Genomic DNA, 24,393 nt, shown 5'->3' with positions numbered 1-24,393 from the left:
CGATGCATGTAAAATAGTAATCAGTAAATGATTTATAGATTATTATTTATCATGAAAAGGTAGTTGGCATGGCGGATTATATAAACTATGTGTTGGCAAATTTTGCATGCATTGTCTTTTTGAGCATAGTGGTATTCAATCTGGAAAGAGGCGTGGACAAGCAGTTTTCTACAGTGATTCTTTCTCGGATAATGAAAATGTTGGTCCTTTATTTTGTTACGGATTCTGCCTGGATACTGTTTGAATGCGGTGTTTTTCACAGTAACAAAATTGGTATGTATATCGCAACTATCATTCCTTATATATGTCTTTTGATGACCTCATGGTTGTGGTACTCGTACTGTGAAATAGTTCAGGGAAGCACCAAAATACTTACACGTAAAGGAATCTTTACCAGTGCGATACCTTTTTTTGTAGCATTACTGATCCTTATTATTGGCGTATTTACAGATTATCTTTTTAAAATTGATGGAACGGGATATCTGGAGTATGGACCGTTATATGTAGTTTTGCTCAGCGTTCCTTTCGGATACTTAATGTATTCTTCTATAAGGGCCTTTTACAGGGCATTTACCAGTAACAGATATTATGACCATGGATTGTTTGTAGCTATGGGATTGTTCCCTGTAACGCCTTTGACCTGCGGAGTTTTACAGGCATTCTTTTTGACTGTGCCTATTATGTGCTATGGTGCCACGGCAGCTATGCTTCTTTTATACATAACAGCCATAGAAAACCATATTTCCACTGATCCTCTGACTCAAATCAACAACCGTCAGGAGATGCAACGATATCTTACGCAGAAAATGAAATCCAAGAATCAGGACATGGATCTTTATTTGATGATTCTGGATGTGGATCATTTTAAGAGCATAAATGATAAATATGGTCATGTAGAAGGAGATAAGGCACTGGTGACTGTTGCAGAGGCTATGAAGGCTTCCTGCAGTGATAGTAGAAACAGAGCGTTTCTATCTAGATTTGGAGGCGATGAATTTATAGTCATCATGGAGGCTGAAGGTAGGCATCAGGTCCAGGAAACAGCGGACCTTATCAGAGCCAATGTTGTGAGACTCAACGAAGAGTCTGGCGCACCCTTCAAACTGGAGGCCAGCATCGGATATGCCAAATACGACTTCGACAATCCGACGACTATTCCGCAGTTTATTGCCAAAGCTGATGAGAAGCTGTATGAAATGAAGGAAAATCGATAGTATCATGAATAGATTACTAGAAGATATTGATGACTGATAAAGTTGGATGTAGTTAAATATAGAAATAGATAAAAGAAAGTGCCCCTGTTCAGTGTGAACAGGGGCATTGCTATTTGCATATGTATGAGTAGAACTGTAAGCCGGGTTATGTCGTGGATGATCATCTATCTAGGACTGTCGTCACCGACAGCCTCAAGCGACCCACCTGAAAGCGAACCGGGCCGGTTCATAGCTCTCTGTTCGGTCTTGCTTCGGATGGGGTTTACATGGCTACTGATGTTACCACCAGCACGGTAGTCTCTTACACTGCCTTTCCACCCTTACGCTAGTCCGGCGGACTCGAAATGCAAGCATTTCTCGTTACGCGGCATTCGCCGCATATCTGTGACAATCTGTGCCATATTTCATGCAAGCATGAATATGTCCCATCTTGTCACAGCTGTCCGCCTCATTGCTAACGCGGTATATCTCTGTTGCACTATCCTGGGAGTCACCTCCACCAGACGTTATCTGGCATCCTGCCCTGCGAAGCCCGGACTTTCCTCTCCCATGCCCTTTCGTTTGCATGGCAGCGATCATCTATCCTACTCAAGTTTCTTCTTATAATTATAATAAGAACTAACCAAAATTACCACAGATTGGAAATCTTTGCAATCCCTATATGAATATGCGAGTTACTGTTCAGACAGAAATGCGCACTGTGCTGCGCATTTCGTGAGAAAGTGATTCAGGAGTGAGCGCATTCCTTCGACGAAGTCGAATTGGAATGAATGCGCGAATCAGTTACTGGAGGGAGCTGCAAGCGAGTGAACAGTAACATATGCGATACAAACATAGCTGGAGAAAGACATGCAGAGATAGATATATATAGATAGAAACACAGATAAGTAAGATGGTCTTCAGATATCTGCAGAAAACGAAGTTCAGTAATAGCAAAAGCGTTCTTCAAAAGCAAAAAGCATTCCTCAAATGCAATAGGCAATTCCTACATGCAAAATGCACTCCATAGATGAAAAATGCCAGAAAATAAAAGCTAAATGCCAGAAATAATAACAAAATGACACTTCCAAAAGATAAATGTAAAATATAGTTGACATCATTCTACTACAGTGCTAGTATAATCTCATCAGGAGTAATCCGGATGGAATAATTTCACCGAGAGAAAACCATCTAGGATTATTTATCAGGAGAGATATGAGAATGAACAGATGATAACGTCGACTAATTACCTGCTCAGGATCATGATCTACAAAAGAATAATAAAGAGTATTGAGAAAGGTAAGGTATTAAATTATGAAGAGTACATCATACATGATGGGATTTGCATTGGGGATTAGTTTTGTGGCGATTTTTTCTATAATCGCATTGTTTGTTAACAAAAAGCGCGGAGTGAACAAGTATGACGAAATGCAGGAAAGAGTAAGAGGAGTAGCTTACAAGTATGCATTTTGGGCAGTGATAATTACAGAAATTGTCTTTGGAATATGTGCAGAGGCAGGGAATATCATTCCTATGGGAGTTATGACACAGCATTTTTGTGCAATCATGATTGGAGTTTTGGTACATGTTGTTTATTCAGTTTGGCATGACGCGTATATTGGACTTAACACAAATCCAAAGAGGTACGGAATATTATGTGGAGCTCTTGCAGTCATTAACCTTGCTAACGGAATCAGAGGCTTTTTAAATGGCAGTATGATTGTTGATGGTGTGCTTGCTTTCCCATTTGTTAATCTTGTAATTGGACTTGTATTTATCATCATTGGTGTAGAAATGCTTATCAAAAAAGCTATTGATTCCAAGCAGGAGTAAGGAGGGAGCCTATGAAAAATCTTAGATTAAAGGCAGCAAGAGCAGGTAAGGATCTCTCTCAGGATGATCTTGCCAAGCTTTGTGGAGTATCAAGACAGACAATAAGTGCTATAGAAAAGGGTGATTACAACCCTACAATCAATCTGTGTATTGCCATTAGCAAGGCACTGGATAAGACTTTGGATGAGCTGTTCTGGGAGTGATAGCTTCCAACAGTCATAAATGACTTATACTAAAAAGAATAATCATCTAGAGTAATATACATGAAGGTGGCTATGTGAATAGATAACCTTACATAGCAATAATTGGTGTGTTTTCAACAAAAATGATTTAGAAGAATTAAGGCCGGGTGTGCTACATTTTATATGTAGACATCTGGCCTTTCGTATTGTGTTATTGGCGATATCAGGTTAGGCCCGTCTACTATTTAGATATTACGGGGAAAAGATAAATTGGAGGAGTTACAAAATGGCACAAAATGCTAAGATTACGGTGCATCCGATGTACCAAATTGGGGAAATATCAGAAAGGCTTTTTTCTGCGTTCCTTGAACCTATAGGAACAATGGTGAATGGGACAATGTTTAATCCCAAGCACCCTACAGCAGATGAACAGGGCTTTAGAACAGATTTTATCAAGGCGTTAAAAGAGACAAATCTGCCGGCAGTCAGAATGCCGGGAGGAAATTTCGTATCTGCCTGGCAGTGGAAGAATTCAATTGGACCATTAGCTGACAGAAAAGTGGTTCTTGATCCTGCATGGCACCAGTACTACACAAATGAAGTTGGACATGATGAGTATCTTCAGTGGGCGGCTAAGGTTGGAACAGAGCCTCTTTACACTGTAAACATGGGAACCGGAAGTATACAGGATGCCATGGATCTTGTTGAATACACCAATCATGAGGGAGGAACCTACTGGTCAGACCTTAGAAAGAAATATGGTCATGAAGATCCATACAATGTCAAAATGTGGTATCTGGGAAATGAGATGGATGGACCATGGCAGCTTGGATCCTGGAATCAGAATCCTGAAGGATACGGAGTCAAAGTTCTCGAGACTTCCAAGGCAATCAAGTGGATTGATGAAACTATAGAAACTGCAGTTTGCGGCTCATCAGCACCATTTATGGAAGGGTTCCCGGAGTGGGATGAAACAGCCCTTAATAAGTGCTACGATGTGGTTGACTATGTATCTGTTCACCATTATCACAGCGCAGCACCGGGCGATATCAAGGCTTTACTTGGCGGATCGCTGTACTACGAAGATTTCATTAACACAGAGGTGGCAATGATTGACTACGTTGCTTCCAAACACAGATCCCCAAAGCAGGTCAATATATCTTTTGACGAATATGGTGCAATGGTCAGACCTCTTCAGGAGCTTCATCCTGGCTATGGCCGCTATAATATGGCAAGAAACCATTACCGCTTTGACCCTGAGAGAAGATATATTCGCCACGATCCAGATAACATGCCTGATCGCAGATTCCCTGGTGGAGACATGCTTCACGCTCTTTCAATGGCGTCAATTCAGCTTGCGCTTTTAAGGCACGCTGACAGAGTCAAGATTGGCTGCATGACAGGCGGACTTTCTGCCCTTGCTTCATCAGATCACGACCATGTATGGAAGTCAGCTTCACACCACGTGTTCATGGATCTTATTAACTATGCCAAGGGTATTTCTCTTGATACCAAGGTGGAGTGCGAGACCTATGATATGCCTGGTTACGCAATTGAGGACACTTCTCAGTACACAGGAAAAGAGGGTGTTAACTTTATCGACTCTGCATCTGCCTGGGATAGAGATAATAAGCGCCTTACAGTATTTGTTATCAACAGAAACGAAGATGCTGAGTATCCTCTGACAATCGACCTCAAGGGCTTTGAGGGCTACAAGCCATCAGCTGCATATAGAATGCACACAGATGACATGGAAGCAAAGAATACTTTTGAAAATGAAAATGCACTTGTTCCGGAGAAAGAGGAGAATTATACCTTTGAAAATGGAGAGTTTAAGCTTCACGTTAAGCCACTTTCCTGGAATGTATATGTATTTGAAAGCTGACTACTATCGATATATATATTTGAGGGGATAGCAGTAGGCTTTGCATTAATGAGGATTTAAAATGAGTAAAAACGAATCACAGGTTTTAAATATGACCGAAGGGAGTCCGGTTTCCCTTTTAATCAAGTTTTCTATTCCAATGCTTATAGGAAATCTCTTCCAACAGCTATATAACCTGGTGGATTCGGTTATTGTGGGACAGTTTGTAGGAGCTGATGCCCTGGCTGCTATAGGAGCTACCGGATCAGTTACCTTCCTGTTCTTTGCACTATGTAATGGTATAGGAAGTGGAGGAGGAATCATCACTTCTCAGTTCTTTGGAAAGGGAAATCCTTCTGAGGTAAAGAGCTGCATAGTTAATACTGGCTATATCATGCTAGTGTTCCCGATAATAGTAGGCTTTATGGCATTTGTATTAACTACACCAATACTGGCGATTCTTAGCACACCTGATGAAATCATGGGTGATGCTGTAGCCTATATGAGAATCATGTGCGTTGGGATAGTGTTTGTTTCGCTTTATAACTACGCATCCTCAATGCTGAGAGCTCTTGGCGATTCCAGAACACCGCTGTATTTTCTTATTTTTTCATGCCTTCTCAACACTGCTCTTGATATGCTATTTGTATACATTATGCATTGGGGCGTTGTAGGTGCCGGCGTTGCCACCGCGATAGCACAGTTCCTGTCAGGAATCAGTTGCCTTGTTTATGCAATTAGGAAAAATGAGTATTTCAAGATGACCAGATCTGATCTTAGGTTCGACTCATCTATAACCATAAAGATACTTAGACTTGGAGTTCCGTTGTCCCTGCAGTTTTCACTTATTGCCATTTCCTGTATGGCGCTTCAGAAGGTAGTTAACTCCTATGGAAAAGTGGCAGTGGCTGCCTTTACTGCAACCAGTAGAATAGAACAGGTAATTCATCAGCCCTACCAGACTTTGGGAGCAGCTCTTTCTACCTATACCGGGCAGAACTACGGAGCCAGCAAAAAAGACAGAATTGTTGAAGGCTACAGAAAGAGCCTTGTACTCATGGCAATCTTTTCAGTTTTGATGCTTCCGATAATGCAATTTTTCGGCGAGGCAATTACCCGCATTTTTGTTACAGATGAAGCGGTAATAGAAATGGGAGCGATGGCTCTTAGGATCACAAGCTACTTCTATATCATGCTTGGGCTCATTTATGTGGTCAGGGGAGTACTGAACGGTCTTGGAGATTCATTTTTTGCTCTCCTCAATGGTATTGTGGAAGTCATTGGAAGATTCATAGTGCCTGTGGGCCTTACATCAATCCCGGTTATCGGTTTATGGGGAATTTGGTGGTCTGTGGGAATCGTATGGTCTATAAGTGGCCTGACAGCGTGGATGAGATATCGCAGCTTCAAGAAAAAGACGCTTGCTAATTAATCTTCCTCTAATAAGAACCCTCAGTGGAGCATACCACTGGGGGCATTTTTTTGCCTATCTTTTTCCGGGGGATTGGGGTAAAATGTAAAAAAAGTGAAAGCTCTTACATTATGTCAAGATTTGCAAGTTTTTATAACAAAAATGAACTGACAAAGAATAAATTATACAGTATGATACAAGAGCATAAAGAGAATAATACCATTTAGAGGATGGTAAATATAAAGGAGATGGAGTTATGGAACTTAGAACTGCATGTTCACCAAGAGACGAGAAATACTATGACACCAAGAGACTTAGAGAAGAGTTTCTGATTGATGATCTGTTCCAGCCGGACGACATCAAGCTTGTTTACAGCCATATTGACAGAATCATCACAGGATCTGCAGTACCTGTAAATAAGGAGCTGGTTCTTACAGCCGGAGATGAGCTTAGAGCTGAGTACTTCCTTCAGAGAAGAGAGATGGGAGTAATCAACATCGGCGGTGCCGGAGTCATCACTATTGATGGCAAGAAGTACACTGTAGAGTACAAGCAGGGAATGTACATCGGAATGGGAGCAAAAGATATTTCTTTTGCCAGCGTAGATGCATCAAAGCCTGCTAAGTTCTACATCAACAGTGCACCTGCTCACAAGACATATCCAACAGTTCTTATCAAAAGAGAAGGAACACCTGAGGAAGGCGTTGTTATCATCAAGGATGAGAACAAGAAGGAGCTTGGAAGCCTTGAGGGTGCTAACCACAGAGTTATCAACAAGTACATTCTTCCCGGTCAGGTTGAGACCTGCCAGCTTGAGATGGGTATGACAGAGCTTAAGCCTGGTAGCGTATGGAACACAATGCCATGCCACACACATGACCGCAGAATGGAAGTTTATCTTTACTTCGATATTCCTGAGGATGCATTCGTTATGCACTTCATGGGCGAGCCTCAGGAGACACGCCACATCATCATGAGAAATGAGCAGGCTGTTATCAGCCCTAGCTGGTCAATCCACTCAGGATGCGGCACACAGGCTTACACATTCATCTGGGGAATGGTTGGAGAAAACCAGGATTTCGATGATATGGATGACTGCGCTATGCAGGACTTGATGTGATACAAGGGATTCAAAGTCAAGCATATTTCATGCTTGCATGATAATATGCTTGACCTTGAAGACCGAACAGACATGAGGAAAAAAGATATGCGAATGAAATGAGTATATCGATTTCCGAATGGTTGTAGGATTGCGAGAACGTAAGTGAAGCAATCCGTACATCAATGTTTTAGTAGTGATAAGAAACAATTCACATAAAGAGACAATTAGGAGGATTTTAAAATGGGAGATTTTTTAAAGAACTTTTCACTTGAAGGCAAGGTAGCTTGGGTTACTGGCGCTTCTTATGGACTTGGACTTGCTTATGCAGTAGCATTCGCAGAGAGCGGAGCTAAGGTTGTATTTAACGATATCAACCAGGAACTCGTAGACAAGGGACTTGCTGAGTACGAGAAGCACGGCATCAAGGCCTTCGGTAAGGTTTGCGACGTTACTAAGGAAGATCAGGTACAGGAATTTGTAGCTGCAGTTGAGAAAGAAGTTGGTACAATCGACATCCTCGTTAACAACGCAGGTATCATCAAGAGAATTCCTATGCACGAGATGTCAGTTGATCAGTGGCAGCAGGTTATCGATGTAGACCTTACAGGTCCATTCATCTGCTCTAAGGCAGTTCTTCCTGCAATGATGAAGAAGGGATCAGGTAAGATCATCAACGCTTGCTCAATGATGTCAGAGTTCGGTCGTGAGACTGTATCTGCTTATGCAGCAGCTAAGGGCGGACTTAAGATGCTTACAAGAAACATCTGCTCTGAGTATGGTCAGTACAACATCCAGTGCAACGCTATTGGACCTGGTTACATTGCAACACCTCAGACAGCACCTCTTCGTGAGAAGCAGGCTGATGGATCAATGAACCCATTTGACAGATTCATCCGTTCTAAGACACCAGCTCAGAGATGGGGCAAGACAGAGGACCTTATGGGACTTGCAGTATTCCTTGCATCTCCAGCTTCTGACTTCATCAACGGACAGGTAGTTTATATCGATGGTGGTATTTCTGCTTACATCGGACAGGATCCTAACAACCTTGATCCTTCTAAGTTCCAGGATATCGACGAGAGCCAGGCACAGTGAGCCAACTGGTAATAGATTAAATTCAATGTGCAATCGTGCTTGCGCATGATTGCACCATTTATAAGTTATAAGGAAAGAAAGGCAATTAAAATGGATAAGATTTGCGAAGAGTTATACAAAATTGGTATCGTTCCTGTAATCGCTATTGACGATGCTAAGGATGCAGTGCCACTTGCTGAGGCACTTATAAAGGGCGGCCTTCCAGCTGCAGAGGTTACATTCCGTACAGCAGCTGCTGAGGAAGCAATCAGACTTATTTCTGAGAAGTTCCCAGAGATGATCGTTGGTGCTGGTACAGTTCTCAATGCTGAGCAGGCTGACCGTGCTAAGGCAGCAGGCGCTAAGTTCATTGTTAGCCCTGGATTCAACAGATCAAATGTTGAGTACATTCAGTCAATCGGAGTACCTGTAGTACCTGGTACAGCAACACCAGGCGAAGTTGAGCAGGCTATCGAGCTTGGTCTTGACTGCGTTAAGTTCTTCCCAGCAGAGCAGAACGGTGGTATTGCCAAGATCAAGGCTATGGCAGCTCCTTATACAAAGATGCACTTCATGCCTACAGGTGGTGTTAACAAGAACAACCTCAATGATTACCTCAGCTTCAACAAGGTATTCTGCTGCGGCGGTAGCTGGATGGTTAAGAAGGACCTCATTTCTGCAGGTAAGTTCGATGAGATCGAAGCTATGACAAGAGACGCAGTTAATGCAATGCTTGGCTTCACAATGAAGCACGTTGGAATCAACGAGACAGATGCAGCAGCTGCTGAGAAGACAGCTGAGATGTTTGAGCTCTTCGGCTTTGGCAAGAAGGTTGGCAATTCTTCTGTATTTGCCGGATCTGTTGTAGAAGTTATGAAGTCTCAGGGACGTGGAACACACGGACACATCGCTATCGGAACTAACAACGTTGACAGAGCAGTATATCACCTTGGCAAGCAGGGCGTTAAGTTTGATGAGTCTTCATTTAGCTATGATGCAGATAATCATCTTAAGGTTGCTTACCTTGCTGATGAGTTCGGCGGTTTCGCAGTTCATCTTGTTAAAAATTGAGTGATATAGCAGACAGAAGTCATACAGACATGTGTTTACACAAATGTCTGTATGACCTCGGGATGCGAACATACATGAGGAAAAAAGATATGTGAATGAAATAAATATATCGATTTCCGAATGTATGTAGGATTGCGAGAGTGAAACGGAGCAATCCGTATATCACTCATATTGTATATTTGTATATAAAGAAAGAAGGATTTTATTATGTCAAAGAAAGTCGTTACATTTGGTGAGATCATGCTTCGTCTTCAGCCAGACAACTACCTTAGATTTGTTCAGGTTGATCATCTTGAGGCTACATTCGGTGGTGGAGAGGCTAACGTATCAGTTTCTCTTGCTAACTATGGCCTTGATTCTGTATATGTTACAAAGCTTCCTAAGCACGAGATTGGTCAGGCAGCTGTTAACTCTCTTAGAAAGTACGGCGTTGATACATCCAAGATCACAAGAGGTGGCGATCGTGTAGGTATCTACTACAACGAGAAGGGTGCTTCACAGAGAGGCTCTAAGTGCATCTATGATAGAGCACATTCAGCTATCGCTGAGGCAGTTCCAGCTGACTTTAACTGGGATGAGATTTTCGAGGGCGCAGAGTGGTTCCATTTCACAGGTATCACTCCAGCTGTAAGCGATTCTCTTGCTGAGATCACACTTGAGGCTTGTAAGAAGGCTAAAGAGCACGGCCTTACAGTATCTTGCGACCTTAACTACAGAGGGAAGCTCTGGAGCAAGGAGAAGGCAGGCAAGGTAATGGCTGAGCTTTGCCAGTATGTTGATGTATGTATCGCTAACGAAGAGGATGCTAACGATGTATTCGGTATCGCTGCTTCTTCTACAGACGTTACAACAGGTAAGCTTAACAGAGAGGGCTACATCGAGGTTGCTCAGAAGCTTACAGAGAGATTTGGCTTCAAGAAGGTTGCTATCACACTTCGTGAGTCACTTTCAGCTAACGACAACAACTGGAGCGCAATGCTTTACACAGACGGACAGGCTTACTTCTCCAAGAAGTATGCTCTTCACATTGTTGACCGTGTTGGTGGCGGAGATTCATTCGGCGGCGGACTTATCTACAGCTGCGTAAATGGCTTCGATCCTCAGGCAACAATCGAGTTTGCTGTAGCTGCATCAGCACTTAAGCACTCTATCGAGGGAGACTTCAACCTTGTTACTGTTGACGAAGTTAACAAGCTCGCTGGCGGTGACGGATCAGGACGTATCCAGAGATAATCATGATCAAGTAAAGAGTAAATATGGAGCTCTACCGGTTTTTATGAAGCCGGTAGAGCTCTTTTTATTTAGTTTATTAAAATATCATAGATTAATAACTGCTTTATCAATTGTATTTAGTTATAATGTACTCGTAGTAGTGTGTGAAAATGCGCTTATCAGGGACTAACGATATGAAAATGGAAAGACCTCTAAACACATTTATGATGTTCATGGCAGTGCTTGTTATGCTCCTTTCGGCATATTTGGTTAATAAGTCTGCTATTGAAAATAATGTGTCAGCTGAATATGTTTCTGATTTGAACCTTAACGGCGCCAGACTTTCTGACGGCGTATATGCTACTGTGAAAAAAAACAGCGAGACCAGAGGGGCTGTGGGATATGATACGGAATATGAGTTTCTTATAACCAATATAGGCGACACTACAATGTCTAACTGGAAAATCGGACTTACTGTCCCTACCGGTACGGTTATAAAGAACTCCTGGGATGCCGCTATAAATCCGCATTTAGATAAGAATAATATTGTTTTTACGCCTGAATACTACAACATTGACATACATTCATACGAAGCCATAAGCTTTGGAATCCTGCTTAATACTCCTGAGCCTTTTTCACCGGATTTTCTCAGATTTGTAGGTTATGAGATAGTCGATGCCAAAAAAGATTTGGTGGGACCTTTTATCATAGCAGGAATAATTGTTTGGGCTGTAGTATTTGTGGGTTACTGGGTAACTAAGTTTAATCTCAGAAATTACAAGGAAAGACAGCAAAATGACGTCAAGATAATTCTCCAGTCAATGAACACTTTCATAAGTTTCATCGATGCCAAGGATCCATATACAAGGGGACACTCAAAGCGAGTTGCCATGTATGCAGCGGAAATAGCAAAAAGAATGAAACTTTCGGAGGATGAGGTTCAGAACATTTACTATGCAGGTCTTTTGCATGATTCAGGAAAAATAAGTATTCCTGATGCGGTACTTAACAAGCCGGGCAAGCTAACCCACGAAGAGCGAAAACTTATCCAAAACCACACTATAGCAGGTGGAAAGATGCTTAAACAGCTTTCTTCTATCAGAGGAATTCGCGAGACAGCACTTTATCATCATGAAAGATATGATGGAACTGGTTATCCTGAGGGGCTTAGAGGAGAAGCTATTCCTTTGTATGCGAGAATTGTGGGTGTTGCGGATTCTTACGATGCCATGTCCAGTAACCGTGTGTATAGAAGGCATTTGAATAAAGATGAGATCATTGAGGAAATCCAAAAAGGATCAGGAAGTCAGTTTGATCCTGAAATTGTTAAATACATGGTAGACATGATAAATGACGGATATGTTAACGTGGTCAAGATGGAAACAGCCGATAACGAAGATGGTTCCAATAAGTTCCACCTGACAGAAAGTGATATCCCCGGAGTTTATATGGGATATTAGCTTAAAAGAAATGGTGGAAAATAGCGTATTGACAAGATGAATGATATTTCGTAATATGTAATTGAAATCGGTTTCAGACAGTCCCCAAGACGGAGTTTTTTTATGGAAAACGATAGACTGAATGCCGGTAAGTCGATTACAATCTATGACATTGCAGCGGAAGCGGGTGTATCTGCTTCTACTGTTTCTCGTGTCCTTAACGGTAGTGCTTCCGTTCGCAAAGAGAAAAAGGACAGAATCCAAAGTATAATTGATAAATATAATTTTAAGCCAAATGCTTTAGCTAAGGGCCTTTCTGACACTGCGACCAAAAATATCGGTATTATTGCAGCTGATGTCAGAAACCCATATTATTCAGCTCTTTTTGTGGCTTGCGAGATAGCAGCCGAGAAGGCCGGATATAGTGTGGGTCTTGCTAATTCGCTTGGCGTAAAAGAGAGAGAACAAGCTCAACTTGATCTTTTAATGCAGCAGAAGGTGGATGCAATCATTCAGATGGGAGGCCGTGTAGACGACCTTATAACTGATGAAGCCTACGCTGAGAAGGTCAGGACTGTTTGTATAAATACTCCTGTGATTGTTACAGGCAAGCTGGATAAAGCCCCGGTTCACAGAGTGGTAATTGATGAAGCAGAGGGCATGAACCTTGTAATGGAGCATCTTATCGGACTTGGGCATCACAAGATTGCTCTTGTTGGAGGTGAGATGCGCGTTGCTTCTACTTTTTACAAGTATCAGAGATATGAGGAAAATCTCAAGGCGCATGGCATCAAGGTAAACGGGGAATATGTAGTAAATGGATATTATGATCCTGAATCAGGGTATGACGCAACCAATAAGATTCTGAAACTAGAGGACAGGCCTACAGCGATAATAGCAATAAATGACTTTGCTGCCAGTGGAGCTCTCCGGAGTATAAGAGAACATGGGTTAAGAGTGCCTGAAGATATATCCGTAGTAAGTTTTGACAATACATATATCGCTGATCTGATGTCGCCTAAGCTTACCAGTATAGATTATAACTATGATAAGTATGGCCAGAAACTGATAGATACAGCAGTTGCTGTATCTGCCGGAAAAGAAGTAGAAGATCTTCAAATGGTTGATCCGGTGCTGGTTATCAGGGATAGTACAGGGATATGCTATAACTAATGGCAAAAGATAGAAGGATATATGGATAAACGTTTTTGAAACTGTGATATTGCTATTTGGTATTTTTGTATACAATATATGGCAAAATGTACAAAAATAGGAGGAAGTAACTAGTATAGCTTCCTCCTATTTGTATTAATTCACTAAAACTGCAATCGGTTTCAAAAAAATCATTGACTAATATATGGCATTAATGATTAAATAATAATATGAAATCGGTTGCAAGTTGTTAAAATGCACAATACGGGGACTGTGTTTTAGAATTAAAATAGCAATCGCGAGTAAATTGGAGGAACCAATGAGTAAGAATAGTAGTAAAACTTCTACACAGGTAGTAAGGAAGCGCGGAGTTTTAGAGACTCTGTGGAGATACAGAGTTCTTGAACTTATGTGTCTGCCTGCAGTAGTATTTTTCTTCCTTTTCAGTTATATGCCAATGCCGGGTATCTGGGTTGCATTCGTTAAGTACAACTACAGAGACGGAATTTTCGGAAGTAAGTTCGTAGGACTCAAGAACTTCCAGTTCCTTGCAGAGTCAGGTAAGCTTTTCGAACTTACCAAGAACACAATTCTTTACAATATCGCATTCATCATTCTTGGTAACTTGCTTGCTATTCTTGTAGCTATTCTTCTTAATGAGATGCAGAACAAGATGTTCAAGAAGGTTTCACAGACAATGATGTTCCTTCCATATTTCATTTCACAGGTTTTGGTTGGTATCCTTGTTTATAACCTTTTGAATTATGACTATGGTTTTGTTAATGAGATTTTGACATCCATGGGAAGAGAAAAGTGGGGCCCTTATTCAGATCCATCTGTTTGGCCTGTGATTCTCGTAATCGTTCACTTATGGCAGCAGACAGGTTATAACTCAGTTGTTTACTTCGCAGCTATCTGCGGTATCGATGCAGAGATCATCGAGGCAGCCAAGGTTGATGGTGCCAACGCTTTCCAGAAGATCAGATACATTATTCTTCCGGGACTTAAGCCTACAATAGTAATCCTTCTGTTGTTTGCTCTTGGTGGAATCGTAAAAGGTAACTTTGGTCTGTTCTACAACATCATCGGTACAAACTCACTTCTGTATCCAACAACAGATATCATTGAGACATATGTGTATCGTGCTACAATCAATGACTTTAACTTCTCTACAGCTTCAGCTGTTGGTTTGTATCAGTCAATTATTGGTTTTGTTATGGTTATGGGCGTTAACTACATAGTTAAGAAGATCGATCCTGACTATTCACTGTTCTAATTACTGATATTGATAAGAATCGTTAAAGAGAAGAGGAGTTTAAAATGTCTAAATCAAATGAAATTGAGATGACTGGCGTTAAGGTTAAGCTTGGCGTTTCAGATATTATTATAAGAGTATTCGGATATGTACTTATTACATTCTATGCTCTTGCATGTATTTTCCCATTCCTGATCATCATCGGTACATCTTTTACCAATGAGTCAGTAATCAGAGCAGAAGGTGTTCAGCTTCTTCCTAAGGAGTTTACACTTAAAGCTTACGAGATGGTTGTAAGAGGCGGAATGATCTGGAAGTCCTACGGACTTACAATCACACTTACACTTTGTGGTACTGTAGTAGGTCTTTTGATCATCGCTATGACAGGTTATGCACTTCAGAGAAAAGATTTCCCTCTCAGAAATGCCATTTCCTTCTATATTTACTTTACATCACTGTTCTCAGCAGGTCTTGCTCCATACTACCTTCTGATGACACAGACTTACAAATTAAATGACAGCTATTTGGCAGTATTTTTCCCACTTCTTATGTCACCATGGCTGATCATTCTCATGAAGAACTTCGTTAAGGCTATTCCTCATGAGATCACAGAATCAGGTAAGATTGACGGCGCTGGAGATATGGTTATTTTTACAAGACTTATTCTTCCAATGCTTAAGCCTGCTCTTGCTACAATAGGTCTTTTCCTTGCACTTGGTTACTGGAATGAGTGGTATCAGTCATCACTGTTCCTCAGCTCAAGAGTAGCTGTTAAGCCTCTTCAGTTCCAGCTGTACAAGGTTGTTAACGAGACACAGGCTCTTAAGAACTCAATTGCCGGACAGTACATCACACTTACAGATGTTCCTACAGAGTCTCTTAAGATGGCAACAGCCGTTATGGCTACAGGTCCTATCGTATTTCTGTATCCTTTCGTTCAGAAGTATTTCATCGGCGGTATTACAGTCGGTGCGGTAAAGGGCTGAGAGAACTTGCTGAGGTATTTTCGAAGCTAGTTCGAACGTCTTCCGGCGAGCGTATGCGAGAGCGGAAGTTCCTTGTTAGTAACTCACGTAAGTGAGACGAAGTCGAACTTAGTGAGAATCCCAGAGAGGACAATTGGAAGTTCCTTGTTAGTAGCTCACGTAAGTGGGTTCACATATTCATTTTCTTATCAAAAAGGAGGATAAAAATGAAGAAAAAGTTATTAGCAACATTACTTAGCGCAAGCATGGTAATGGGAATCGCAGCATGTGGCTCATCTACAGCTGAAACACCAGCTCCTGCAGACACAACTGCAACACAGACAGAAACAAAGACTGAGGCAACTACAACTGATGCAGGCAGCACAGAGACAGCTGATGCTTCTGCTATTGACACATCTGAGCATGTAGTTATCACTTACATGACAACAGGTGGTGCTCCTGAAGGAAACCAGACAGATGAGATGCTCAGACAGCTCAACGAGATCCTTACAGAGAAGGTTAACGCAGAGCTCGAAGTTTACTACATCGACTGGACAGATTACCTTTCAGTTTACAACTTAACTCTTGCACGTATGGATGGTACTGTAGACCTTGTTGGTACAGCTTCTGACTGGCTTGATGCTTGGCCAAATGCTAAGAACGGCGCTTTCCTTGAGCTTTCAGAGGATATGCTCAAGACATACGCTCCTAAGACATGGGCTTCAGTTTCACCTGAACACTGGGAACTCTGCAAATATGATGGAAACATCTACCTTATGCCTGAAGATAACTATGCACAGTGGACTAACCATGGATTTGCATATCGTCTTGACTGGGCTAAGGAAGCAGGCCTTGCTGATGGCGTTAAGAGCTGGGAAGACCTTACAACATACTTCAAGTATGTAAAAGAGACATATCCTGATGTTATTCCTTGGGATTCAGACGGCACACAGTATGCAACAATGGTTGGTGGATGGATTACATCTCACTCTAACTATGTTTCAATCGATGGTATCAACTCCGGCGCTATGTGGGGTGGTACAAAGGATGACCTTTACACAGTATATTCACCATATGTAACAGATACAGATTCACTTGTTGAATTTGCTAAGATGATGAAGGAATGGGATGAGATTGGAGTTTGGAAGACAGACGTTCTCAATAACACAACTTCTGACAACAGAGAAGACTTCAAGATTGGCCGTGTAGCAGCTGAGCAGCACCACACACAGACTTGGACAGATCTTTGCTCACACAAGGATGGTTACACAATTTATGACGATCCTAACGCAGAGACAGGCTTCTTCTACTTTGGTGAAGAGACTAAGAACCTTGTAGCTCTTTCAATCACTCACGGTGCTATGGCTGTATCTGCAGCTTCCAAGAACCCTGAGAGAGCTCTTATGGTTTATGACCTTATCAGAAACGATCCTGAGTGCTACAAGCTCTTCAACTATGGTGTAGAAGGTGTTTCTTACGAGCTTACAGATGATGGCATGAGAAAGACTCCAGAAGGATACAACTCAGCTACAGATGGTATTTCTGTAAACTACTGGTGGGGACGTAACGATGACCTTGAGATCAAGGACGCTACAATGAACTGGGATGCAATCGAGAAGCTCTACAAAGAGTACGATGCAATCAAGATCGACTATCCATATGGACAGTTCGTTCCTAACGTAGATGACATTCAGTCTAAAATCGACAACATTAACGATATTCACACAACATACATGAAGCAGATCGCATTTGGTAAGTACCAGGGATCAGCTGAAGATATCGTTGCTGAGTATCAGGAAGCTCTTAAGAAGGCTGGTATCGATGATGTAACAGCTGAGCTTCAGAGACAGTTCGACGAACTCTATAAGTAATCACTTAGCGAGGCATTTTCGAGCTTAGTGTACTACTTAGTTCTGGCGAGCAAAGCGAGAGCAGAACTTCATTATTACACCATGGAAAAAAGGGAATACTGTGATTTACTCCAGTATTCCCTTTATCTTAATAAAACGGAAACCGAAAGAGTATTCTTAGTTTACAAAAATTTAATATGTAATTATAAATGCGCTTTTTGTAATGATCATAAGTGGATATGCAGTGGGAAAAGAGTGCATTTACAAGGACATATTTGTCTATGGTTAATTGTAGATTTTCTACGAGGTTAAAGGAGAGTTATTATGGGAAAATTTGAGATTAAGGATACCTTCTATCTTAATGGAGAACCATTTAAGGTAATATCAGGTTCTTTTCATTATTTTAGAACTGTGCCTGAATATTGGGTAGACAGACTTGAAAAATTAAAAGCTTTGGGATGCAATACAGTAGAAACCTACATTCCATGGAATCTTACAGAGCCCAAAAAGGGAGAGTTTAATTTTGAAGGCTTCTGTGATATTGAGAAATTCATTCAGACTGCAACTGAACTTGGGCTTTATATCATCATCAGACCATCTCCATATATCTGCGCAGAGTGGGAATTTGGCGGACTTCCTGCATGGCTGTTAAAAGATCGCAACATGCGTCTCAGAGTAAGCTACAAGCCTTTCCTTGATGCTGTAGAGGATTATTATAAGGTTCTGATGCCCAAAATTACCAAGTATCAGATCGACAACGGCGGTAATATCATTCTCATGCAGATTGAGAATGAGTATGGCTATTATGCCAACGACCATGAGTACATGAAGTTTATGCATGATCTTATGGTTAAGTATGGCGTTACAGTTCCTCTTATCACTTCAGATGGCCCTTATCACGAGAGCTACAGAGGTGGATTTGCTGAGGGTGCTCACCCAACAGGAAACTTCGGCTCCAAGACAGAGGAGCGTTTTGATGTGATCAAAGACTACACAAATGGTGGCCCTCTTATGTGCGCCGAGTTCTGGGTTGGCTGGTTTGACCACTGGGGAAATGGCGGTCACATGAAGGGAAATCTGGTGCAGAGCACAGAGGACCTTGATAAGATGCTTGAACTTGGAAATGTCAGCATTTACATGTTCCAGGGTGGTACAAACTTTGGATTCATGAATGGCTCTAACTATTACAATGAGCTTACACCTGATGTTACAAGCTATGACTATGATGGAATCCTGACAGAGGATGGTCAGATTACTGAGAAGTACCGTAAATATCAGGAAGTAATCGGCAAGTACGTTGATATTCCAAAGGTTGAGTTTTCAACCAAGATACAGAGAAAAGCTTACGGAACATTGACTTGCAAGGATAAGGTATCTCTTTTTGCAACTCTGGATGACCTTAGCACTCCTGTACATCTTCCTTACACTGTTAATATGGAAGAACTTGATCAGAGCTATGGATATATTCTGTACAGATCAAGACTTCATTCAGAGGCCGGCATTGCTAAGCTTAAACTTTGGGAGACCGGAGACAGAGCCAATGTATTTGTGGAGGAGAATCCACTTATCACTCTTTATGACCTTGAGCTTAATGATGAGCATGATATTCCTATGGACAAGTACCTTGCATGCTCACAGCCTGCACAGATGCTGGCCGGTAAATTTATGATGGAGCATGGCCTTACTCCTGAGACTGCTGCTGCAGCAATCGGAGAGGCAGGCCTTTCTACAGGAACTCTTCAGGGACTTAATGAGAAGTTTGATGTACTTGTTGAAAACATGGGACGTGTTAACTTCGGACCTCGTATGGAGACTCAGAGAAAGGGTATTGGCAGATGTGTTCAGATAAACGGCCACATCCATAATGACTGGGATATCTATACACTTCCGCTTGATAATATCGAGAAGGTTGACTTCTCCAAGGAGTACAAAGAGAGTGCGCCAGCATTCTATCGTTTCACCTTTGATGTTACAGAGAAGGGCGATACTTTCCTTGATTTCGAAGGCTGGGGCAAGGGCGTAGCGTTTATTAACGGCTTTAACCTCGGAAGATTCTGGGAGATCGGACCTCAGAAGAGACTCTACATCCCTGCACCACTTCTTAAGGATGGAGAGAATGAAATCATTATCTTTGAGACAGATGGCAAGCACAAAGATACTATCGAACTCAAGGACGAACCTGATATCGGCTAAAACGTTATTGGCAAGCATTTCAGTCATGATTCATTGATTGAAATGCTTGTTTTTGTTATGGAAACCTATTATATTTATCTAGTGAATTTAAGATAACAAGAGTTGAAAGAGGATTACCAATTGGAAAAGCATTATTACAAAATCTATGGGTTGACCTTAGCTTCGGATTATGAATTCCCGCAGTTTGTTAGTATAGAGAAAAATGATAAAGAACCAGACATAATTATTGAACATGGGGATATTTCTGAGGAAATAAAGTTAGCTGCAGATAAAGGACAGATATGTGATTATGGAAAGAAAGAGTTATGGTTTAATAACCAAACTGGGTATTTCTGGATTAGGGAAAATAAGATTTCTTTTTTAGAAAAAGAAGATGTCTCTGTTGATGATGCGGCACAATTTCTACCAGGAATGTGTCTTGCTATTTTGCTGTGGTTTCATGAAAATATCATGCTCCATGGCGCATGTATTAGAATAGATGACAAAACCATTGTGATTGCAGGTAATAGTGGCAGCGGCAAATCTACACTAATGACAGAACTAATAAAAAAAGGTGCAAAGCTAATTGCAGATGATGTTACCTGTATCAGACAGTCTGATGGTAGGTATTTATCATATCCGGCTTTCCCGGCTCAGAAATTGTGCTTGGATCAGATCGAGAATAATAATATTTCTACAGATGGACTAAGACAGGTCAGATACGATTTGAATAAATATGAGATACCACGTAACGAGGAGTTTTTTGATGAGCCAAGTGAAGTGAATACCTTATTCAGAGTAGAGGTTGGAAACTGCGAAGAGCTTGAGATGAGTAAGATTGATGGTGCCGAAAAAATAAAAGTAGTTACAGATTCCATTTTTATAGAGTGGCTCTTCAATCAGGAGTTCAGGGTTGAACCGGAAGATTTGCTCAGATGTCTTGGATTTGCGTCCGGTATTTCAATTCACAGAATAATAAGGAATAAAGAGAAAAATACGCTTGATAGCATTTTGGAATATATTTTGAATAATATAGATTAAGGGAGCAGTTATGTCAGCAATTTGGGGATGCATAGACTTATCAGGAAAAGGGCTTGAACAAGATATTTCGGGCAGAATGAGCAAGTGCATTAGTAAATATAAGGTAGATGATGTTAGACATTTACAAAGCGGTAATGTTTATATGGCCTGTGGAATTCAATTTATAACTAAAGAATCCCATTTCGAGGTACTTCCATATAGTGAAGACAGCATATTTTTTACTGCGGATTGTGTATTAGATGATAGAGAAAAACTGATTTTGGAGCTAAACAGGGAAATTTCAGGTGAGAAGCTATCATCGGATACTCCTGATGGTAGATTGTTACTTTTGGCATACCAAACCTGGGGCGAGGCATTTGGCAATCATGTATTAGGACTGTTTTCTTTTGCTGTCTATGACCAAAATAAAAATGAGTTTCATTTATATACGGACCATACTTCTTCACGATGTGTTCACTATTATGTTGAGGGAAGCAAGGTCTATTTTGGAACGCTTACGAGTTGCATAACAGATGCAGTTGACAATATTGAATTTGATGAAAAGTGGATGACAGCCTGTATGGCCACAGATAATCCAACAACTCTTCTGTTTGTCGGTTTAACACCATTTGAAAATGTATATATTTTGCCATATGGTACCGGCATAAAGGCTGAGTATGATAAGGGTGAGATATCAGTAACTAAAATCAAGTATTATGATCCATTATCAAATATCAAGATGGATAAGAAGCTTACTGAAGAAGAATGTAGGACACTTTTTGTTGATACATTTAAAAAATGTGTAGAAGACGCAACCAGAACTGATGCTAATGTGGCTATTTCACTTAGTAGCGGATTAGACTCTTCGGCAGTGGGAAGTGTAGCAGCAACTTTTTTACAGGAAGAAAATAAGCCTTTATATAGTTACACATCAATTCCTTTAAAAGAATTTGATCATAAACACGAAAATAAGTATGGCTATTGGATTGATGATGAAACTAAAGGTGTGGAGATAATATGCCAAAAATATAAGAATATTATTCCACATTTTCTGGATTGCGAAGGCAAGAGCGCATTGACAGATCTGGATAAGCTGGTTGATTATCTTGAATTTCCAAGTAAGGCTGCAATTAACCACATTTGGATGTCTGAAGTATATAAAAAGGCAGTGGAAGACAAGTGCAAGATTGTCTTAGATGGTGCTTACGGAAACATGACCATTTCCTATGGGGATATATTTAAAAGTGCATATATGGCGCTGACTGAGGGCAAAGTTATTACGGCTGGAATGCAGCTGTCTAGGTATGGGAAAAATATAAAGGTCAGCAGAAAAAGATTGTTACGTATTTTTTGTGAGGATACATTTGGCGCTCAAAAAGTACAGTTAGATGGCTTTCTGGATGAAGAACTTCTTCGAAAAGAACTCTCTAAAAAATATAATATTAGAGAAACTTGGGAAGAAAGATTTAAAAGAGATGGCCAAAGCATGAAAACAATTGGGCAATACAGAAATAATACTGTTTCGCCGCTGCTGCTTCAGCTTATGGGAATTTACAAAACAAAGGATGGATTGTTTAATGGCTGTATTATAAGAGATCCAACTGAAGATAAGAGGATTATAGAGTTATGCTTGAAGCTTCCATATAGATGCCTGGCTTGGGATGGCGTCGAGAGAAAATTGGTTCGCAGTTATCTTAATGAATATGTTCCCGACGAGATAAGAGGGGTCATTTCAAGGAGAGGAAGACAAAGTGGCGATGCCGTAATGAGATATGAGAAGTATGACAATCAGGATATCAGGAAAAATGGAGAAGGCCTTAATTCCAACTTGACGAGATACTTTGATACTAATAAAGCAATAGATGTGCTAAAAGCTAAGACATCTGAGGATAATCTTATGAGAAAAGTGAAAATCCTGTCATGCAGTTCGTTTTTAGATAAATACGGAGAAAAATAAGAAAGAGCTTGGCATTACGCCAAGCTCTTTCTGGAATTACTGACCACTTACTTTCTGGAATCCGGTCCAATCACCGGATACATCGTGACCATGTTTTCTGAGAAATTCGATTTCCTCTTCTGAAAGATACACATGATCCATTTTCTGGCTTCTAGGGCCGCCGCCTGCTGTCTGGTTAAGAGCAAGCTCTTCGAGAACAGGTCTGTTCCAAGTCTTCATACGTCATTCCTCCTGTTTGATATATATATACCTAAAACTTAACGAAATAATAACATGTTTATTTAAAAGCGTACACAATTCTTACAAAAATGTAACAAATTAGTTTTATAAAGATTTAATATTTGCACAAAAAAAGAGTTTGACACATTGCTGCGTCAAACTCTTCTGATCTTGTGATTATTTACCGCTTACTTTAGCGAAACCAGCCCAATCGCCGGTAACGTCAAAACCAAGCTTTCTAAGAGCGTCTAACTGCTCATCTGTAAGGTAAATGTTGTCGAAATTATTGCTCTTTGGGCCGCCGCCTGCTGTCTGGTTGATCTCAAGCTCTTCGATAACTGGTGTGTTCCAAGTTTTCATTACTTCTTTCCTCCATGATACTTTTATACTCCTGTAAGTTGGCCAACTCACAAGACGTAATGTTAGCACTGCGTCTGAGCAGAGTAAAGAAATCTATCACTTCTGTAACAGCTGTGTCCAAATTGTTAAAAGTTTACCATAAATTGTAAATATACATTGGTAAAATCGAAAAACAATATAAATATATCGAATAACAATAAAAATATATTGACATTCGGATTTATGTGTATTATTCTTAATTCAACAAATCGTAAATATGAGAGAAGTTATTAAATATTAGTTTGATTTTGGAGGAAATTGCGATGGGTAACGGAAAGGAAAAAAGCAAAGTTGGAGAACTGGCCAGTATAGGAGCAACCAAGGCTTTTATTGTTGTTCTTACAGTTGCAGCAGTGGTTATGTGTGTCTTGGGGCCGAAGATTGTAGAAATAGTCATGACTAAGACGACACCACTGGCCCCGGATGCGTATAGATATTGGATTATGTTAATTGGCGGATATATTCTTGCAACTATTCTGTTTATCTTTTTGTTTATGTTATATAAGCTGGTTTGCAGAATAGAGCTTGGAGAAGTTTTCGTTGAACAAAATGTCAGAGCTCTGAGGATTCTTAGTAATCTTGTATTTCTGGCCTGCGTAATCACATTTGCGATTGGAATTACCTGTACATACATGATCTTTGTCATCACAGTTACAACTGCTTTTGTGACACCCATCATAAGTGTTATCAGCCATGCATTTGCCAAGGCAGTTGAGATGAAAGATGAACTGGATTTAACAGTATGAGGAGGTAGTCATGATAAGAGTTAATCTGGATGTGGTAATGGCAATGCGCAAGATTGGCGCGGGGGACCTGGCAGAGAGAGTAGACATTACACCGGCAAATTTGTCTATCCTTAAGAATAATAAAGCTAAGGCAATAAGATTTTCTACACTGAATGCAATTTGTAAAGAGCTAAATTGCCAGCCCGGAGACATCCTGGAATATGTGCCGGAGGATGGACCGGACAGTGATGAATAAAAATTCATCAGGTATCAAGATCAGACCAATAATATAAGTCAT

Annotated in this window: 21 protein-coding genes and 1 other RNA gene; 19 read left to right on the top strand and 3 right to left on the bottom strand. The window is 40.8% G+C overall.

The window, feature by feature from the left end:
• Positions 1-68 precede the first annotated feature (68 nt).
• Positions 69-1,214, top strand: coding sequence for a GGDEF domain-containing protein (locus G613_RS18470; RefSeq protein ID WP_029231537.1), 1,146 nt, complete (start codon positions 69-71; stop codon positions 1,212-1,214).
• A gap of 120 nt (positions 1,215-1,334) precedes the next feature.
• On the opposite strand, the gene rnpB is transcribed toward G613_RS18470, so the two are convergent.
• Positions 1,335-1,805, bottom strand: an RNA gene (gene rnpB / locus G613_RS18530) — RNase P RNA component class A.
• A gap of 702 nt (positions 1,806-2,507) precedes the next feature.
• Here rnpB and G613_RS0104575 point away from each other — a divergent pair.
• The 16 genes from G613_RS0104575 to G613_RS0104500 all read left to right on the top strand — a co-directional run bounded on the left by G613_RS0104575 (position 2,508) and on the right by G613_RS0104500 (position 22,752).
• Positions 2,508-3,026 (top strand): hypothetical protein, encoded by a 519-nt coding sequence (locus tag G613_RS0104575; protein ID WP_155828031.1) that lies wholly within the window; start codon positions 2,508-2,510, stop codon positions 3,024-3,026.
• A gap of 11 nt (positions 3,027-3,037) precedes the next feature.
• On the top strand, positions 3,038-3,229 hold the full coding sequence (locus G613_RS0104570; protein WP_029231534.1) for a helix-turn-helix transcriptional regulator: 192 nt from the start codon (positions 3,038-3,040) through the stop codon (positions 3,227-3,229).
• A 265-nt stretch (positions 3,230-3,494) separates the two neighbouring features.
• Positions 3,495-5,093: an alpha-L-arabinofuranosidase C-terminal domain-containing protein gene (locus tag G613_RS0104565; protein WP_029231533.1), complete on the top strand. Its 1,599-nt coding sequence runs from the start codon at positions 3,495-3,497 to the stop codon at positions 5,091-5,093.
• A 61-nt stretch (positions 5,094-5,154) separates the two neighbouring features.
• Positions 5,155-6,504 carry an MATE family efflux transporter gene (locus tag G613_RS0104560; RefSeq protein WP_029231532.1) on the top strand — a complete coding sequence of 450 codons (1,350 nt, stop codon included), beginning with the start codon at positions 5,155-5,157 and terminating at the stop codon, positions 6,502-6,504.
• A gap of 235 nt (positions 6,505-6,739) precedes the next feature.
• Positions 6,740-7,603 (top strand): 5-dehydro-4-deoxy-D-glucuronate isomerase, encoded by an 864-nt coding sequence (gene kduI, locus G613_RS0104555; protein WP_029231531.1) that lies wholly within the window; start codon positions 6,740-6,742, stop codon positions 7,601-7,603.
• Positions 7,604-7,825: 222 nt separating this feature from the next.
• Positions 7,826-8,680, top strand: coding sequence for a gluconate 5-dehydrogenase (locus tag G613_RS0104550; protein WP_029231530.1), 855 nt, complete (start codon positions 7,826-7,828; stop codon positions 8,678-8,680).
• A 90-nt stretch (positions 8,681-8,770) separates the two neighbouring features.
• Entirely contained in the window at positions 8,771-9,730 is a 960-nt protein-coding gene (locus tag G613_RS0104545) for a bifunctional 4-hydroxy-2-oxoglutarate aldolase/2-dehydro-3-deoxy-phosphogluconate aldolase (RefSeq protein ID WP_029231529.1), read from the top strand.
• A gap of 207 nt (positions 9,731-9,937) precedes the next feature.
• On the top strand, positions 9,938-10,963 hold the full coding sequence (locus tag G613_RS0104540; RefSeq protein ID WP_013280330.1) for a sugar kinase: 1,026 nt from the start codon (positions 9,938-9,940) through the stop codon (positions 10,961-10,963).
• A gap of 173 nt (positions 10,964-11,136) precedes the next feature.
• Positions 11,137-12,402 (top strand): HD domain-containing phosphohydrolase, encoded by a 1,266-nt coding sequence (locus G613_RS18465; RefSeq protein WP_029231528.1) that lies wholly within the window; start codon positions 11,137-11,139, stop codon positions 12,400-12,402.
• A gap of 102 nt (positions 12,403-12,504) precedes the next feature.
• A complete protein-coding gene (locus G613_RS0104530; protein WP_029231527.1) occupies positions 12,505-13,554 on the top strand; it encodes a LacI family DNA-binding transcriptional regulator in 1,050 nt (349 codons plus the stop codon).
• Positions 13,555-13,852: 298 nt separating this feature from the next.
• Entirely contained in the window at positions 13,853-14,809 is a 957-nt protein-coding gene (locus G613_RS0104525) for an ABC transporter permease (RefSeq protein ID WP_029231526.1), read from the top strand.
• 44 nt (positions 14,810-14,853) lie between these two features.
• The gene (locus G613_RS0104520; RefSeq protein ID WP_029231525.1) at positions 14,854-15,774 is read left to right on the top strand and encodes a carbohydrate ABC transporter permease; all 921 of its coding nucleotides are present in this window, start codon (positions 14,854-14,856) and stop codon (positions 15,772-15,774) included.
• A 206-nt stretch (positions 15,775-15,980) separates the two neighbouring features.
• Positions 15,981-17,624 carry an ABC transporter substrate-binding protein gene (locus tag G613_RS0104515; protein WP_029231524.1) on the top strand — a complete coding sequence of 548 codons (1,644 nt, stop codon included), beginning with the start codon at positions 15,981-15,983 and terminating at the stop codon, positions 17,622-17,624.
• 303 nt (positions 17,625-17,927) lie between these two features.
• Positions 17,928-19,796: a glycoside hydrolase family 35 protein gene (locus G613_RS0104510; RefSeq protein WP_029231523.1), complete on the top strand. Its 1,869-nt coding sequence runs from the start codon at positions 17,928-17,930 to the stop codon at positions 19,794-19,796.
• 120 nt (positions 19,797-19,916) lie between these two features.
• A complete protein-coding gene (locus tag G613_RS0104505) occupies positions 19,917-20,816 on the top strand; it encodes an HPr kinase/phosphorylase (protein WP_029231522.1) in 900 nt (299 codons plus the stop codon).
• A gap of 10 nt (positions 20,817-20,826) precedes the next feature.
• Entirely contained in the window at positions 20,827-22,752 is a 1,926-nt protein-coding gene (locus G613_RS0104500) for an asparagine synthase-related protein (RefSeq protein WP_029231521.1), read from the top strand.
• Positions 22,753-22,788: 36 nt separating this feature from the next.
• Here the strand turns inward: G613_RS0104500 and G613_RS0104495 are convergent, their stop codons facing one another.
• Together G613_RS0104495 and G613_RS0104490 are read right to left on the bottom strand one after the other, a co-directional pair.
• Positions 22,789-22,971 (bottom strand): hypothetical protein, encoded by a 183-nt coding sequence (locus tag G613_RS0104495; protein WP_029231520.1) that lies wholly within the window; start codon positions 22,969-22,971, stop codon positions 22,789-22,791.
• 177 nt (positions 22,972-23,148) lie between these two features.
• Positions 23,149-23,331: a hypothetical protein gene (locus tag G613_RS0104490; protein ID WP_029231519.1), complete on the bottom strand. Its 183-nt coding sequence runs from the start codon at positions 23,329-23,331 to the stop codon at positions 23,149-23,151.
• 302 nt (positions 23,332-23,633) lie between these two features.
• Between G613_RS0104490 and G613_RS0104485 the strand changes: the two genes are divergently transcribed.
• Positions 23,634-24,116: a DUF2975 domain-containing protein gene (locus tag G613_RS0104485; protein ID WP_029231518.1), complete on the top strand. Its 483-nt coding sequence runs from the start codon at positions 23,634-23,636 to the stop codon at positions 24,114-24,116.
• A 10-nt stretch (positions 24,117-24,126) separates the two neighbouring features.
• Positions 24,127-24,351, top strand: a complete 225-nt coding sequence (locus G613_RS0104480; protein WP_029231517.1) for a helix-turn-helix domain-containing protein — start codon at positions 24,127-24,129, stop codon at positions 24,349-24,351.
• Positions 24,352-24,393 lie beyond the last annotated feature (42 nt).

Origin of the sequence: Butyrivibrio sp. VCB2006 (assembly GCF_000420945.1) — a bacterium.
In the GTDB taxonomy this organism is placed as follows: Bacteria; Bacillota; Clostridia; order Lachnospirales; family Lachnospiraceae; genus Butyrivibrio.
This window is presented reverse-complemented; position numbering and strand designations above follow the sequence as displayed.

Bases quoted from the DNA above. Each gene is read 5' to 3' on its own strand.
- G613_RS0104515 (WP_029231524.1), top strand. From the start codon at position 15,981: ATGAAGAAAAAGTTATTAGCAACATTACTTAGCGCAAGCATGGTAATG.
- G613_RS0104530 (WP_029231527.1), top strand. From the start codon at position 12,505: ATGGAAAACGATAGACTGAATGCCGGTAAGTCGATTACAATCTATGAC.
- G613_RS0104565 (WP_029231533.1), top strand. From the start codon at position 3,495: ATGGCACAAAATGCTAAGATTACGGTGCATCCGATGTACCAAATTGGG.
- G613_RS0104525 (WP_029231526.1), top strand. From the start codon at position 13,853: ATGAGTAAGAATAGTAGTAAAACTTCTACACAGGTAGTAAGGAAGCGC.
- G613_RS0104540 (WP_013280330.1), top strand. From the start codon at position 9,938: ATGTCAAAGAAAGTCGTTACATTTGGTGAGATCATGCTTCGTCTTCAG.
- G613_RS0104480 (WP_029231517.1), top strand. From the start codon at position 24,127: ATGATAAGAGTTAATCTGGATGTGGTAATGGCAATGCGCAAGATTGGC.
- G613_RS18470 (WP_029231537.1), top strand. From the start codon at position 69: ATGGCGGATTATATAAACTATGTGTTGGCAAATTTTGCATGCATTGTC.
- G613_RS0104560 (WP_029231532.1), top strand. From the start codon at position 5,155: ATGAGTAAAAACGAATCACAGGTTTTAAATATGACCGAAGGGAGTCCG.
- kduI (WP_029231531.1), top strand. From the start codon at position 6,740: ATGGAACTTAGAACTGCATGTTCACCAAGAGACGAGAAATACTATGAC.
- G613_RS0104570 (WP_029231534.1), top strand. From the start codon at position 3,038: ATGAAAAATCTTAGATTAAAGGCAGCAAGAGCAGGTAAGGATCTCTCT.
- G613_RS0104500 (WP_029231521.1), top strand. From the start codon at position 20,827: ATGTCAGCAATTTGGGGATGCATAGACTTATCAGGAAAAGGGCTTGAA.
- G613_RS0104575 (WP_155828031.1), top strand. From the start codon at position 2,508: ATGAAGAGTACATCATACATGATGGGATTTGCATTGGGGATTAGTTTT.
- G613_RS0104545 (WP_029231529.1), top strand. From the start codon at position 8,771: ATGGATAAGATTTGCGAAGAGTTATACAAAATTGGTATCGTTCCTGTA.
- G613_RS18465 (WP_029231528.1), top strand. From the start codon at position 11,137: ATGAAAATGGAAAGACCTCTAAACACATTTATGATGTTCATGGCAGTG.
- G613_RS0104495 (WP_029231520.1), bottom strand. From the start codon at position 22,971: ATGAAGACTTGGAACAGACCTGTTCTCGAAGAGCTTGCTCTTAACCAG.
- G613_RS0104485 (WP_029231518.1), top strand. From the start codon at position 23,634: ATGGGTAACGGAAAGGAAAAAAGCAAAGTTGGAGAACTGGCCAGTATA.
- G613_RS0104550 (WP_029231530.1), top strand. From the start codon at position 7,826: ATGGGAGATTTTTTAAAGAACTTTTCACTTGAAGGCAAGGTAGCTTGG.
- G613_RS0104510 (WP_029231523.1), top strand. From the start codon at position 17,928: ATGGGAAAATTTGAGATTAAGGATACCTTCTATCTTAATGGAGAACCA.
- G613_RS0104520 (WP_029231525.1), top strand. From the start codon at position 14,854: ATGTCTAAATCAAATGAAATTGAGATGACTGGCGTTAAGGTTAAGCTT.
- G613_RS0104490 (WP_029231519.1), bottom strand. From the start codon at position 23,331: ATGAAAACTTGGAACACACCAGTTATCGAAGAGCTTGAGATCAACCAG.